Here is a 13367-nt window from a genome sequence, read left to right on the forward strand (position 1 = left end):
ACTGCATGTCGTTCGGGGAGATCTTGCCGCCGTTCTTCAGCTTGGCCTGGATCTGGTCGGTGATCTCCTTGGCGCGGGTGCCGTACTCCCAGTCCTTGGTGAGCATCGGCTTGTAGGTCTCGTCGACCACGGCCTGGTTGGCCGTCACGATGTAGCCCTCGGGCGGGTTGTACGCGTAGGGCAGCGACTTGAACGGCAGGAAGTCGGTCTTCCAGGCGTAGCCGGAGTCCCAGCCGGGGGCGGGGTAGCGGCCGTCGCCCTTGGCGCGGACCGGGATCAGGCCGGGGGCCTGGTAGCCGATGTTGCCTTTGGTGTCGGCGTAGATGAGGTTCTGCGCGGGGACGGCGAAGTCCTGCGCGGCGAGCCGGAACGAGGCGAAGTCGGTGGCCCGGTCGAGCTTGAAGACGGCGTCCATGGTCTTGCCGGGGACGAGCGCGGTCCAGCGCAGCGCGACGCCGTAGCCGGTGGCCCGGTCGGGGGCGGCGTTGCCGGCGGGCGCGTTGCTGCCGACCTTCTGCTCCTCGGAGGACTGGTCGGAGATCATCGGCATGCCGTCCTGCGTGGTGCGGACGGTGATGGTGCGGTCCTCGCCACCGGCGACCTTGATGGTCTCCTTGCGGACGGTGAACTTGGTGTCCTTGCCGTCGAGCAGGTAGGTGTCGGGGCCGGTGACCTTCTCCAGGTACAGGTCGGTGACGTCGGCGCCGAGGTTGGTGAAGCCCCAGGCGATGTCCTTGTTGTGGCCGATGACGACGCCCGGCATGCCGGCGAAGGTGTAGCCGGCCACGTCGTAGTTGCAGCTGCTGGAGGTGCTGCGGCAGTGCAGGCCCATCTGGTACCAGATCGACGGCATGCCGGGGCCGAGGTGCGGGTCGTTGGCCAGCAGCGGCTTGTTGGTGGTGGTGTTGGCGCCGGAGACCACCCAGGAGTTGGAGCCGATGCCCTGCCCGTTGGGGCCGAGCAGCTGCGGCAGCGCCCCCATCCTGCCGGACAGGTCGCCGAGCAGCTGCTGGGTCACGGCCCGGGCCTGCGAGGTGCTCGCGGAGGTCGCGCTGCCGGACGGGGCGGGCACGGTGGCGCCCTCACCGGGGGTGTAGGTGCCGTCGGCGCCGACCTTGCCGGTCTTCACGATGGTGCCGTTGCGGTCGTACGGGTAGTCCGGGTAGAGCTGGGCGATCTGCTCGGCGCTGAAGTTCTGCGTCAGCAGCGAGCGGTCGATCTCCTCCTGCATGTTGCCGGACAGGCTCCAGGCCATCGCCTTCAGCCAGGCCACCGAGTCGACCGGGTCCCACTTCTCGGGCCGGTAGCCGGAGTTGACGGCGCCGAGCAGCGCGTACTCGACCGAGGCGCCGGCCCCGCCGGGGTGCTCGGCGAGCCAGGCGTTGACGCCCTCGGTGTAGGCCGTCAGGTTGCGCTTGGTGTCCTCGGACAGGACGTGGTCCCACTCCTTCTGGGCGACCTGGCGCCAGCCCATGGTGCGCAGGAAGCTGTCGTTCTCCACCGCGCTGGAGCCGAACATCTCGGCGAGCCGGCCGGAGGTGATGTGCCGTCGGACGTCCATCTCCCAGAACCGGTCCTGCGCCTGGACGTAGCCCTGGGCGCGGAACAGGTCGGCGTCGGTGTCGGCGTACAGCTGTGGGATGCCCTTGTCGTCGCGCACCACGTCCACCGGAGCGGACATGCCGGGCACCGAGACGGTGCCGCTGACCTGCGGGAACGACGAACGGACGGTGTCCACCGCCCACCAGCTGCCGCCGGCCAGACCCGCCACCAGCAGCACGGCCAGCAGGATCACGATCAGACGTGCGCGCCGGAACTTCTTCGAGCGGGGCATCCGAGTCCTTGTATGAGGGAGCGTGCGGCCGTGACAGGTCACCACATTAGGGCGACGGCACCGGCAGCCGTGCACGGGGGACACCGCCAGGCTGCGGCGGTGCCGTTCGGACCCTACCGGGCCGGGAGGAAAGCGGGGACTAGCGTAAAGATCAAGTAAAATGTTAGACTGAGTAACGATCCGTCAGCCGCCCTTCCTGCCCGAGGTGCCCCTGCGTGACCGTTGACCACCTGAACGAGCTGCTTCTTGAGTCCGCCGTCATCCTGCTCGTCGCCGTCGGCGCCGTCAGGCTCTCCACCCGTACGGGACTGCCGTCACTGCTGCTGTACCTCGGCATCGGCGTCCTGCTCGGCCAGAACGGCATCGGCATAAGTTTCAACAACGCCGAACTCACCCAGGTCCTGGGCTACGCGGCCCTGGTGGTCATCCTCGCCGAGGGCGGACTCAAAACCAGCTGGAAGGCGATCAAACCGGTCGTGCCGGCAGCCGCCGTGCTCGCCACCGTGGGCGTCGCCGTCTCGGTGTTCGTCACCGCCGCCGGCGCGCACTGGCTGGTCGGCCTGGAGTGGCGCACCGCGCTGCTGCTCGGCGCGATCGTCTCCTCCACCGACGCCGCGGCGGTCTTCTCGGTGCTGCGGACGGTCCCGCTGCCCAAGCGCCTGACCGGCCTGCTGGAGGCCGAGTCCGGCTTCAACGACGCGCCCGTGGTGATCCTGGTGGTGGCCTTCGCCACCACCGGCGAACTCGACTCCTGGTACGTGCTGCTCGGCACCATCGCGCTGGAACTGGTGATCGGCGCGGCCGTCGGCCTCGCGGTCGGCAAGCTCGGCGCGTACGCGATGCGCCGGATCGCGCTGCCCTCCTCCGGCCTGTACCCGATCTCGGTGCTCGGCCTGATCGTGCTCGCCTACGCGGGCGGCGCGCTGCTGCACGCCTCCGGCTTCCTGGCCGCCTACCTCGCCTCGGTGATCCTCGGAAACTCCAAGCTGCCGCACGGCCCCGCGGTGCGCGGCTTCGCCGACGGACTCGCCTGGATCGGCCAGATCGGCATGTTCGTGCTGCTCGGCCTGCTGGTCACGCCCGCGACCATGGGCTCGGCGATCATTCCGGGCCTGGTGGCCGGCACCGTGCTGGTGTTCGTCGCCCGGCCGCTGTCGGTGATGGTCAGCATGACGCCGTTCCGGATCCCCTGGCAGGAGCAGGCCCTGCTGTCCTGGGCCGGTCTGCGCGGCGCCGTGCCCATCGTGCTCGCCACCATCCCGCTGGTGTCCGGCGCGGCCGACGCCCAGCAGCTGTTCAACGTGGTGTTCATCCTGGTCGTGGTGTTCACCCTGCTCCAGGGCCCGACCCTGCCGATGGTCGCCCGCTGGCTGAAAATCGGCGAGGGCGACCTCGGCCAGGACCTGGGCATCGAGGCCGCCCCGCTGGAGAAGCTGCACGGCCACCTGCTGTCCGTGCAGCTGGCCGCCGGCTCCCGGATGTCCGGCGTCGAGGTCTCCGAACTGCGCCTGCCCAAGGGCGCCGCGGTCACCCTGGTGGTCCGCGAGGGCTCCAGCTTCGTGCCGGACCGGATGACGGTGCTGCGCGAGGGCGACGAACTGCTGGTGGTCACCACCGACGAGGTCTCGGAGGCCGCCGAACGCCGGCTGCGCGCCGTCGACCAGGGCGGCAAGCTGGCCGGCTGGCTGCACAATGCGGAGGCTTCACCTTCCGTTCCCAGAAGGAAAGCGGGCTGAGCCGCTAAGCTGAAGGCCGAAACCCCGATTCCCCCGCATCTGCCTGATGCAGAGTCGGCGCGACCGCTCGGCGGCCGGGCCCCGAGGCATTCCGCCCGGGCCCGGTAACAACCCCGGTCGACGCGCGAGAGGACGACTCTCGGCGCCGGTCCCGGTCCCATCTGCACGCCCGGTCCCGCGCTACCAGGCAGCAGAGAGGACCGACCGTGGCGGCTCGCCGACCGGTCGACGACCCCACTGGCAGCACCGGCTACGGAGCCCTGCTGCGCACCCCCCGCGCCTGGACCTTCCTGCTCCCCGCCCTGGTCGCCCGACTGCCGTACGCCATGCTCGGCCTCGGCATCGTGCTGCTGGTGCGCGACACCACCGGCTCCTACGGCCTGGCCGGCGCGGTCGCCGCGACCGCCGCCGTCGCGCAGGCCCTGATCGGCCCGCAGACCGGCCGACTCGCCGACCGGCACGGCCAGGCCGCCGTGCTGGTCCCCGCCGTCCTGGTGCACGCCGCCGCGGTGGGCGCGCTGATCGCGCTCGCCCACGGCGGCGCCCCCGACTGGACGCTGTTCCTCGCCGCCGCCCCGGCCGGCGCGTCGGTGCCTCAGGTCGGCGCCATGGTGCGGGCCCGCTGGGTGCACCGGCTGAACGAGCGGCCCGCGCTGCTGAACACCGCGTTCGCCTTCGAGTCCGTCACCGACGAGTTCACCTTCGTGGTCGGCCCGGTGCTGGCCACCGGCGTCGCCACCGCGGTGAACCCGTCCGCCGGGCTGATCGCCGAGGCCGCCCTCACGGTGCTCGGCGGCCTGCTCTTCGCCGCCCGCCGCGGCACCGCCCCCTCCCCCACCGGCCCCGCCGAGCCCGGCCGCCGCCAGGCCTCCGCGCTGGCCTCCCCCGGCGTCCGCCTGCTGGCCGGCGGCTTCCTCGGCCTCGGCACCGTGTTCGGTGCGCTCCAGGTCTCCATCACCGCCTTCGCCGAGGACGCCGGCACCCCGGGCCTCAGCGGCGCGGTCTACGGCATCTTCGCGGCCGGGTCGATGGTCGCCGGCGTGCTCTACGGCCTGATCCCCTGGCGCAGCTCGGCCCGGCAGCGGATGCTCGCCTGCTACGCGCTGCTGGTGCTCGGCTGCTCCACGCTGTGGGCGATGCCGAACCTGGTCTCGCTGTCGATCGCCGGCCTGTTCTGCGGCCTGGCCATCGCCCCCACCCTGATCACCGGCTACACCCTGGTGGAGACGCTGGTCGCGGACGGCGCCAAGACCGAGGCGTTCACCTGGCTGACCGGCGCGATCGGCCTCGGCCTGGCGGTCGGCTCCACCGCGGCCGGGCAGCTGATCGACCACTCCGGGCCCTCGCTGGGCTTCACCGTCCCGCTGATCGGCTCCGGCCTGGGCCTGGTGGCGCTCGTCACGATGCGCCGCCTGCTGCTCGCCCCGGCCCCCGCCACCCGTACCGTGGCCAGGGGCGGCGCGGTCGAACAGCCCGCCGGCGCCGCCCGGCACGGCTGAGCCGCTGGACTCCACCAGCGGAATGCCGCATCATGGACCGTCGTTAGCACTCATAGCGTGAGAGTGCCAGGGGGAGTGCAGGAGGAAGCGGAAAGTGCCCACGTACCAGTACCAGTGCACCGAGTGCGGCAACGGCCTCGAGGCGGTGCAGAAGTTCAGCGACGACGCGCTGACCACGTGCCCCGACTGCCAGGGGAAGCTCCGCAAGGTCTTCTCGGCCGTGGGTGTGGTCTTCAAGGGCTCCGGCTTCTACCGCACCGACAGCCGCTCCAGCTCCAGCAGCTCGGTGGCCTCGTCCTCGTCGACCTCCGGCTCCTCGACCTCGTCGTCGGCGTCGTCCTCGTCGTCCTCGTCGAGCAGCAGCTCGGCCCCGGCCGCGAGCTGATCGTCCGAAGCATCGCCGCAGGCCCCGCCCGGTTCGACCGGGCGGGGCCTGCGCCGTTGTGCGGGGTGGTTACGCGGGTTCCTCCGGACGGTGGGGCGGGGAGGGTCACGGGGTGTGCTCCGAACGGCGCAGTGGCTCAGCCCTGCGGGTGACGGCGGTTTTCCACAGGGCGGGGTTTTCCACAGGCTGCGGATATCCGCGGGCGGGGGCGGACGGGCGGCCGCAGGATGGCTGCCGCGGCCTCGACCGGGGCCGCCGCTCCCCAGGAAGGGTCTGCCGCCATGACCGCTTTCGTGCTCCCCCCGCTGCCCGCCGCGCTGGTGCCGCCGCGCCGCGAGGTGCCCGATTTTCCGCCGATCCGCGGCACCGCGCGGGGCCGCCACCGCTTGCGGCAGGCCGTGCGCCGGCGGCCGGGCGTGTTCGCGGTGGCCTGTCTGGCGGTGGCGGCCGCGTTCACCTCGGGTCCGCTGCGCCCCGCCCCGCCGCCCGGCCCTGGGGCCGGCGAATGCCCCCGGGCGTCAACCGGAGTGCCGTGAATTCACCCGTGACCTCTGCATGCGGACAGCGTTCGACGCGGCATGAAAGGCTTCAAGAATTTCCTGCTCCGCGGCAACGTGGTGGACCTGGCCGTCGCCGTCGTCATCGGCGCGGCGATCACCAACGTCGTCAACGCGTTCGTCAAGGGCATCATCAACCCGCTGCTCGGCCTGATCGGCACCAAGGACCTGAACAGCTACGCGTCCTGCCTCCGGGGCCCGTGTTCGATGGACGCCAGTGGCAACGTGACCTCCGGCATCTTCATCCTCTGGGGCTCGGTGATCAGCGCGGTGATCAGCTTCATCATCATCGCGGCCGTCGTGTACTTCCTGATCGTCCTGCCGATGAACCACTTCCTGGAGAAGCGCAAGACGCCGGAGGAGGAGGCGATGGAGGTCGAGGTGAGGGAGGTCCAGCTGCTCACCGAGATCCGCGACGCGCTGGTCCGCCGCTGACGGCTACTTCTCCCCGTGGTGCGGGGGCCGCTGGTCGAGGTACCAGCTCAGCCCCCGCCCGCCCTGCGACTCTCCCCAGCCGCGGTCGGTGTCGTCACTGGTCTGCTGCTCGAACGGGTCCTTGAAGACCAGTCGCGGCTTGGGCTTGTTCTCGTCCTGCTCGGTCATCCGTCCACTGTAGAACTGCCGGGCGCCCCCGCGGGGACGCCCGGACAGGCCCTGGCTCAGGCGGCTTCGAAGCCGGCGTGGTCGGCGATCTTCTTCAGCTCGGCCAGCGCGTGCTTCTCGATCTGGCGGATCCGCTCGCGCGTCAAACCGTGCTGCTTGCCGACCTCGGTCAGCGTCCGCTCGCGGCCGTCCTCCATGCCGTAGCGGCTGCGGATGATCGACGCGGTGCGGTCGTCGAGGCGGCCGATCAGGTCGTCCAGCTCCTCGCGGCGGAGCATCACCAGCACGGCGTCCTCCGGCGAGACGGCGCCGGTGTCCTCCACCAGGTCGCCGAACTGGGTCTCGCCCTCGTCGTCGACCGCCATGTTCAGGCTGACCGGGTCACGGGCCCAGTCCAGCACGTCCTTGATCCGCTGCTCGGTGGTGTCCAGCACGTCCTTGATCCGCTGCTCGGTGGTGTCCAGCTCGGCGGCGATCTCGGACGGCTCGGCCTCGCGGCCCAGCTCCTTGGACTTCTCGCGCTGCACCCGGCGGATCCGGCCGAGCTCCTCGACCAGGTGGACGGGCAGCCGGATGGTGCGGGACTGGTCGGCGATCGAGCGGGTGATCGCCTGGCGGATCCACCACGTCGCGTAGGTGGAGAACTTGAAGCCCTTGGAGTAGTCGAACTTCTCCACCGCGCGGACCAGGCCGGCGTTGCCCTCCTGGATCAGATCGAGCAGCGGCAGGCCGCTTCGCGGGTAGCGGCGGGCGACGGCGACCACCAGGCGCAGGTTGGAGCGGATGAAGACATCCTTGGCGCGCTCGGCGTCGTCGGCTATCACCCGGAGCTCCTCCGCGCTGACGCCGTCGAGCTGCTCCTCCTCGTCCAGCAGGTGCTGGGCGAAGACCCCGGCCTCGATGCGCAGGGACAGCTCGACCTCCTCGGCGGCGTCGAGCAGGGGCGTCCTGGCGATCTCGTCGAGGTACATGCCGACCAGGTCGCGGTCGGCCTCGAGGTTGGTCGGTCGGGCGGTGCGGCTCCGATCGGCCCTGTCGCGTACGACGGCACGGGTGGCCATGCTTGCTCCCTCACTGACGGTGCCGGGGCTCCGTTCCGCCGCCTGGCACAACCGTGTGGGCCATTTCCCGGCTCACACGTAACGATCCAACGCACAGAAATCGGACAACATTCCCAAGTGGCTCAGTTTTTCGTGAGCGATGCAGTATCCTGCCGATTTTCATCCGATCGATACACGCAGCGTGACACGAGTCGCACACCGCGCGTCCACCGGACGCCACCGAACCCGCGCGGGGCCTTCGCGACACATCCGCACAACCGATGCCGAATCGCTATCACCGGACCCCCGGTTCGCCTCCCGGCGCTGGGAAGGTCTCTGTCATGCACCAGTCCAACGATGGTTCCCCGGCGGCCGACCGCCCCCCGGCCGGCGACCGCGGCGACCGCCGCTCTCCGGTTCAACGCCGGACCCTGCTCGGTTGTGCCTGGATCGGCCTGACGAGCCTGCTGCTGTTCACGGTGCTGCTGATCCTGGTGAAAGCCGACTGGTCGCCGCTGTCCCGGCTGGACCACGGCTGGGTGGCGACGCTGCACCGGTACGCGCTGCGGCACCCGGTGTGGACGGCCGCCATGCAGACCCTGGCCGACCTGGGCGCGCCGTGGACCATGCGCGCCCTGCTCGGCGCCGCCGCGCTGTGGCTGTGGTGCGTGCGCGCCCGGGTGCTGGCCGGGTGGGTGCTCGCGGTGGGCCTGCTGGGCTGGGCGGCCAGCGCGGGCGGCCGGGCGCTGATCGGCCGACCCCGGCCGCACTTCGTCGACCCGGTCGCGGTGGGCTCCGGCGCGGGCTTCCCGTCCGGGCACGCGATCGCCTCCGCGGTGACCTGCGGGGCGCTGCTGGTGCTGCTCCGGCCGCGCGCGGACCGGGTGGTGCGGGCGGTGGCGAGCACCGGCGCGGCGCTCACCGTGCTGGGCGTCGGCTGGACCAGGCTCGCGCTGGGCGTGCACTACCCCAGCGACGTGCTGGCCGGCTGGGCGGCGGCGGCCGTGGTGCTGACGGGGGCCGCGCTGGCGGTCGAACTCTGGCTGCCGGGCCGGCTCGGCCGGGACGTCCGCCGACTGCACTGGCGGCTGCGGTCCCGGGTGCAGCGGGTGCTGGCCGCCCCGCTGCCGGCGGAACCTGCCACGGAGCCCGACCCGGGCCGCTCCTGACGGTTCGTGAGCAACGTCACACTCCGCATCCGGGCGCTCCGGGGCGCGGGAACGGACGTGGGCGGCATTCCGCATGTTTCCGGGCGGAAACGGCGTTCGGCGGCCGACCCGCCGCCGCGCCCGGACGCCCGCCGCCACGAGCCGGGCGGGCCCCTGTCCAGCACTCGACTCCCCATCGGGTGCCGAGTTACGGCAGACTTCTGCGGCTGGGTGCACCCTGCAACCGGCAGTCGGCGGACGGACCAGACCGTTCTCCCGCACTTCTCCTGAACTTTTCCCACGCAACGCCGGACGGGCACCGATCGACGGGGGGTCCGATGACCATGCACACCGCGGACGGCCCGACCGACCCGTACGACCCGTACGCCCAGCAGCGCGGCCCGTATCCGCAGCAGGGCGGCCCGTACCTCCCGCAGGACCCGCCGACCATGCAGCTCGGCCGGATCCCCGACCAGTACGACCAGTACGAGCAGGTCGGCTACCCGCCGCCCCCGCCGCAGCCCCCGGCACCGGTACCGGTGCCGCCGCCGCGGGCGGGCGAGGAGCCGGCCCAGGAGCCCGCGGCCGCCAAGCCCGCCGCGTCCACCGCCCGCAACGGCCTGATCATGGCGCTGGGCTCGCTGGCGTCCCGCGCGCTGGGCTTCGTGCGCAGCGCGGTGATCGTGGCGGCGCTGACCACCGGCCCGGCCGGTGAGGCGTTCAACGTGGCGAACTCGCTGCCGAACATCGTCTACATGATGCTGATCGGCGGTGTGCTGGCCTCGGTGTTCGTGCCGGAGCTGGTGCACGCGATGCAGACCCACAAGGACGGCGGCCAGGCCTACACCGACCGGCTGCTGACCCTGTGCGGGACGATCCTGGTGGTGCTGACGCTCGGCGCCTGGCTGTTCGCCCCGCAGATCGTCGACCTGTACTCCAATTTCGACGGGGTGCAGCACGAACTGGCGGTCACCTTCGCCCGCTACTGCCTGCCGCAGATCTTCTTCTACGGCGTGTTCACCCTGCTCGGGCAGGTGCTGAACGCCCGCGACCGGTTCGGCGCGATGATGTGGACCCCGGTCCTGAACAACGTCGTGGCGATCGGCGTGTTCGGCGGCTACCTGGCGATGGGGCACCACGCGTACCAGGCCGACGAGGTGAGCAGCAGCGACGCGCTGCTGCTGGGCCTCGGCTCGACCATGGGCATCGTGGTGCAGGCCGCCGCCCTGCTGCCCTCGCTGCGCTCGGCCGGTTTCACCTTCCGGCCGCGCTTCGACTGGCGCGGCGCGGGCCTCACCCGGCCGCTGCGCGCGGCGGGCTGGGCGCTGGCCCTGGTGGCGGCCACCCAGCTGTCCTTCGCGGTGATCACCAGCCTGAGCACCGGCGCGGGCCGGGCGGCGCACGACGCGGGCATCCCGGGCGGCCGCGGCTTCTCCGCCTACAACAACGCCTACGCGCTGTTCGTGGTCCCGCAGGGCGTGATCACCGTGTCGCTGGTGACGGCGCTGCTGCCGAGCATGGCGCGGTCCGCGACGGCGGGCGACTACCGGAAGATCGGCGAGGACCTGTCGGCGGTGCTGCGCTCCTCGGCCGCGATGGTGGTGACCGCCGCCGTGCTGTTCTTCGCGCTGGGCTCGCAGATCGCGATGGCCGCGTACGGCTACGGCTCCGGCAAGACCGTGCACGACGACGCCATGGTGGTGGGCCTGCTACTGATGGCCTTCGCCATCGGCCTGCCCGCCTTCTGCGCCCAGTACGGCCTGGCGCGCGGCTTCTACGCGATGGGCGACGCCAAGACGCCGTTCTGGCTGACGCTGGTGTCCACGGGCACGAACGCCGCGCTGTGCTGGGTGGCGTACGAGACGCTGCCGCTCCAGAACAAGGTGATCGGCATGGCGGTGGCGCACACCGCGGCCGCCATCCTGTCGGTGGTGGTGACCGGCGTCGCGCTGGGCCGCCGACTGGCGAAGGGGGCTCCCCCGGCCGCCGCGCCCGCCCCGGCGAACGCGGACCTGGACTCGACGATGGTGCTGCGCACCGACGCCTTCGCGCCGGGTGCGAACGCCACCGTGGACCTGGGCGTGCGGCGTGGGCGGCGCGGCAGCGGGCTGGAGGGCTTCCGGCTGGTCACCCTGCACCTGGGCCTGATCGTGGCGTGCCTGCCGGGCGCGTTCGCCGCGCACTGGCTGGCGGGCCGGTTCGGCGCGAGCCTGTTCGGCAGCCTGGCGGGGCTGGCGGCGGGCTCGCTGGCGGTGCTGCTGTCGCTGTTCGTGCTGGCCCGTCCGCTGGGCGTGGGGGCGTCGGTGGCGCCGTTCGCCCGCAAGCTGCGGATCCCGTACCCGACGCCGGCGCCGGCCGGCGGGGGCAAGCACCGGCGGTAGGCGACGCCCTGCGGCGGCGTCGAGCCGCCGGGCCGCGTTCCGGGCCGAGATGGCGCACCGACGGGTGCCGCAACCGGCGAGGGCGGCGACCCGCGGAGCGGCCGGGGCGACTGTCATTTTCGTGCCAGGCGGACATCTGTCACCTGCGACGAGGGTCGGCGGGGGCCGGGGTTTGTCACGCTGGAGGGATGTACGCGATCCGCCTGGAGCTGATCCCGCCGCGGCCCGTCCCGGGCCCCGCGACGGAGGCCGGAGCCGGTCCGGTGCGGCTGGCCCTGATGCAGTTGCCGCTGGACGGGGCCCAGGTGTGCCACGCCCGGGTGCTGTACGGCGCGGACGGGCTGGCCGCGGTGTGCTTCCTGACGGCCCCGTCGCTGCTGGAAGCGGAGCGCGCGCTGCGGGCGGGCACGGACGCACTGGTGGAGCCGGGCGGGCCGCTGGCCGGCTGGGCGACGGTGCGCTGCGAGGCGGATCCGTGGATCGCCCTCGGCATGCTGCCGGCCCGCGCGCGGAGCTGACCGCCCGCCCGAGCGCCGGACTGCCGGACCGGCCGGCCGCCGAACAGGTCGAGCAGCCCGACACCCCCGTCCGGGTGCCCGGCGGGCGAAACACCGCGAATCTCCCTGGCCGAAGCTGCCGGTCGGAAACAATGGGACGTCAACTCACCGCGGCGTAGGCTTCGTTGTCCGAATGCTGTCGAACGGCGCAGGCGCAGCCTTCGCCGCAGTGGAGACCGGAGACCCCGCGTGACCCCCAGCACCGCTCAGACCCCTGCCAAGGTCGACTTCTACTTCGACCCGGCCTGCCCGTTCGCCTGGATCACCTCGCGCTGGATCCTGGAGGTCCAGCAGCTCCGGGAGCTGGACCTCAGGTTCCGGGTGATGAGCCTGTACGTCCTGAACGAGAACCGGGACCTGCCCGACTGGTACCGCGAGCTGATCGACCGTTCGCTCTCCCTCACCCGGATCTGCGCCGCCGCGGCGGCCCAGCACGGCGAGGAGGTGCTCCCGGCGCTGTACACGGCCATGGGCACCCGCATCCACAACCACGACAACAAGGACTTCCGGGCCGTCGCCGTCGAGGCTCTCGCCGAGGCCGGTCTGCCCGCGGAGCTGCTCGCCGCAGCGGACACCGACCAGTGGGACGAGGCGCTGCGCAAGAGCCACCACGAGGGCATGGACCCGGTCGGCGAGGACGTCGGCACGCCGACCATCCACATCGACGGGGTTGCGTTCTTCGGGCCGGTGCTGAACTCGATCCCCCGCGGCGAGCAGGCCGTCGCCATCTTCGACGGCGCCCGGGCCCTGGCGGGCTTCCCGGACTTCTTCGAGCTGAAGCGCACCCGCACCGGGTCGCTCAACTTCGACTGACGCATCGACACCCGTATCGACCGTATCGACGAGGAAGAGGAGACCCCCTGATGGCGACCACCATGAGCGCCGGAGAGTTCCTGGCCCTGCACGATCGCCCCGAGCCCTCGGATCCGCTGGTCCTCCCGAACGTGTGGGATGCGGTCAGTGCCCGGGCGTTCGCGGACGCGGGCTTCACCGCCCTGGCCACCTCCAGCTCGGCGGTCGCCGCCGTCCTCGGCCACCGGGACGGCGAGGACACCCCCGCCTACGAGATGTTCGCGGCGGTCGGGCGGATCGTCCGCTCGGTCGACGTCCCGGTGACCGCCGACATCGAGGCCGGTTACGGGCTCGCCCCGGCCGAGATCGTCGAGCGGCTGCTGGAGGCCGGGGCCGTCGGCTGCAACCTGGAGGACTCCGTCGCCGCCACCCGGCAGCTCAAGGACCCGGACCGGCACGCCGACTGGCTCGCCCAGGTGCGGGCCGCCGCCGGCGACCGCCTGGTCCTGAACGCCCGGGTCGACACCTTCCTGTTCGGCGACCGCTCGGTGGAGTCGACGGTCAAGCGCGCCGCCCTGTACATCGACGCGGGGGTCGACGTGATCTACCCGATCCTCGCTCCCGCGGACCTGCTCCCCGAGCTGGCCGCCGGCATTCCCCGCCCGTTGAACGCCCTCTGCCACCTCGACACCACCACTCCCGCGCACCTCGGCGCCCTCGGCGCCTCCCGGGTCAGCTACGGCGGTTCGCTCCAGCAGCGCGACGCCGCCGATCTCGCCGTCCTGGCCCGGCGCATCGCCCCGCAGTAGCCGCGCCCGAACGTCGCAGGCCCTCC

General features: G+C 72.1%; 13 protein-coding genes. 10 read left to right on the top strand and 3 right to left on the bottom strand.

Annotation, left to right across the window (positions count from 1 at the left end):
* Positions 1–1834, bottom strand: a 1834-nt coding sequence (locus IEZ12_RS16445) for a penicillin acylase family protein (protein ID WP_229847592.1), incomplete at its 3' end; no start/stop codon positions are given.
* A gap of 215 nt (positions 1835–2049) precedes the next feature.
* Between IEZ12_RS16445 and IEZ12_RS16450 the strand changes: the two genes are divergently transcribed.
* The 5 genes from IEZ12_RS16450 to mscL all read left to right on the top strand — a co-directional run bounded on the left by IEZ12_RS16450 (position 2050) and on the right by mscL (position 6446).
* Complete coding sequence (locus IEZ12_RS16450) at positions 2050–3570, top strand: potassium/proton antiporter (RefSeq protein ID WP_189272705.1); 1521 nt, start codon at positions 2050–2052, stop codon at positions 3568–3570.
* Positions 3571–3776: 206 nt separating this feature from the next.
* Positions 3777–5069, top strand: coding sequence for an MFS transporter (locus IEZ12_RS16455; protein WP_189272706.1), 1293 nt, complete (start codon positions 3777–3779; stop codon positions 5067–5069).
* Between the two features lie 94 nt (positions 5070–5163).
* Entirely contained in the window at positions 5164–5454 is a 291-nt protein-coding gene (locus tag IEZ12_RS16460) for an FmdB family zinc ribbon protein (RefSeq protein ID WP_189272707.1), read from the top strand.
* 281 nt (positions 5455–5735) lie between these two features.
* Entirely contained in the window at positions 5736–5990 is a 255-nt protein-coding gene (locus IEZ12_RS16465; RefSeq protein WP_052509761.1) for a hypothetical protein, read from the top strand.
* Between the two features lie 42 nt (positions 5991–6032).
* The gene (gene mscL / locus IEZ12_RS16470; protein ID WP_043915706.1) at positions 6033–6446 is read left to right on the top strand and encodes a large conductance mechanosensitive channel protein MscL; all 414 of its coding nucleotides are present in this window, start codon (positions 6033–6035) and stop codon (positions 6444–6446) included.
* 3 nt (positions 6447–6449) lie between these two features.
* On the opposite strand, the gene IEZ12_RS16475 is transcribed toward mscL, so the two are convergent.
* Together IEZ12_RS16475 and IEZ12_RS16480 are read right to left on the bottom strand one after the other, a co-directional pair.
* Entirely contained in the window at positions 6450–6614 is a 165-nt protein-coding gene (locus tag IEZ12_RS16475; protein ID WP_167349413.1) for a hypothetical protein, read from the bottom strand.
* A 56-nt stretch (positions 6615–6670) separates the two neighbouring features.
* Positions 6671–7675, bottom strand: a complete 1005-nt coding sequence (locus IEZ12_RS16480; RefSeq protein WP_189272708.1) for a sigma-70 family RNA polymerase sigma factor — start codon at positions 7673–7675, stop codon at positions 6671–6673.
* Positions 7676–7995: 320 nt separating this feature from the next.
* On the opposite strand from IEZ12_RS16480, the gene IEZ12_RS16485 reads away from it, so the two are divergent.
* The 5 genes from IEZ12_RS16485 (at position 7996) to IEZ12_RS16505 (ending at position 13341) form a co-directional block, all read left to right on the top strand.
* The gene (locus tag IEZ12_RS16485) at positions 7996–8823 is read left to right on the top strand and encodes a phosphatase PAP2 family protein (protein ID WP_189272709.1); all 828 of its coding nucleotides are present in this window, start codon (positions 7996–7998) and stop codon (positions 8821–8823) included.
* A 317-nt stretch (positions 8824–9140) separates the two neighbouring features.
* Positions 9141–11183 carry a murein biosynthesis integral membrane protein MurJ gene (gene murJ, locus IEZ12_RS16490; protein ID WP_189272710.1) on the top strand — a complete coding sequence of 681 codons (2043 nt, stop codon included), beginning with the start codon at positions 9141–9143 and terminating at the stop codon, positions 11181–11183.
* A 188-nt stretch (positions 11184–11371) separates the two neighbouring features.
* Positions 11372–11701, top strand: a complete 330-nt coding sequence (locus tag IEZ12_RS16495) for a hypothetical protein (RefSeq protein WP_189272711.1) — start codon at positions 11372–11374, stop codon at positions 11699–11701.
* Between the two features lie 228 nt (positions 11702–11929).
* Entirely contained in the window at positions 11930–12553 is a 624-nt protein-coding gene (locus tag IEZ12_RS16500; RefSeq protein WP_100587414.1) for a mycothiol-dependent nitroreductase Rv2466c family protein, read from the top strand.
* A gap of 50 nt (positions 12554–12603) precedes the next feature.
* Positions 12604–13341: an isocitrate lyase/PEP mutase family protein gene (locus IEZ12_RS16505; RefSeq protein ID WP_229847593.1), complete on the top strand. Its 738-nt coding sequence runs from the start codon at positions 12604–12606 to the stop codon at positions 13339–13341.
* The last annotated feature ends 26 nt before the right edge of the window (positions 13342–13367 follow it).

The organism is Kitasatospora griseola, from assembly GCF_014648555.1.
Taxonomy (GTDB): Bacteria; Actinomycetota; Actinomycetes; order Streptomycetales; family Streptomycetaceae; genus Kitasatospora; species Kitasatospora griseola.

Coding starts and splice junctions, on each gene's coding strand:
- IEZ12_RS16465 (WP_052509761.1), top strand. CDS start 5,736: ATGACCGCTTTCGTGCTCCCCCCGCTGCCCGCCGCGCTGGTGCCGCCG.
- mscL (WP_043915706.1), top strand. CDS start 6,033: ATGAAAGGCTTCAAGAATTTCCTGCTCCGCGGCAACGTGGTGGACCTG.
- IEZ12_RS16475 (WP_167349413.1), bottom strand. CDS start 6,614: ATGACCGAGCAGGACGAGAACAAGCCCAAGCCGCGACTGGTCTTCAAG.
- IEZ12_RS16480 (WP_189272708.1), bottom strand. CDS start 7,675: ATGGCCACCCGTGCCGTCGTACGCGACAGGGCCGATCGGAGCCGCACC.
- IEZ12_RS16485 (WP_189272709.1), top strand. CDS start 7,996: ATGCACCAGTCCAACGATGGTTCCCCGGCGGCCGACCGCCCCCCGGCC.
- murJ (WP_189272710.1), top strand. CDS start 9,141: ATGACCATGCACACCGCGGACGGCCCGACCGACCCGTACGACCCGTAC.
- IEZ12_RS16495 (WP_189272711.1), top strand. CDS start 11,372: ATGTACGCGATCCGCCTGGAGCTGATCCCGCCGCGGCCCGTCCCGGGC.
- IEZ12_RS16505 (WP_229847593.1), top strand. CDS start 12,604: ATGGCGACCACCATGAGCGCCGGAGAGTTCCTGGCCCTGCACGATCGC.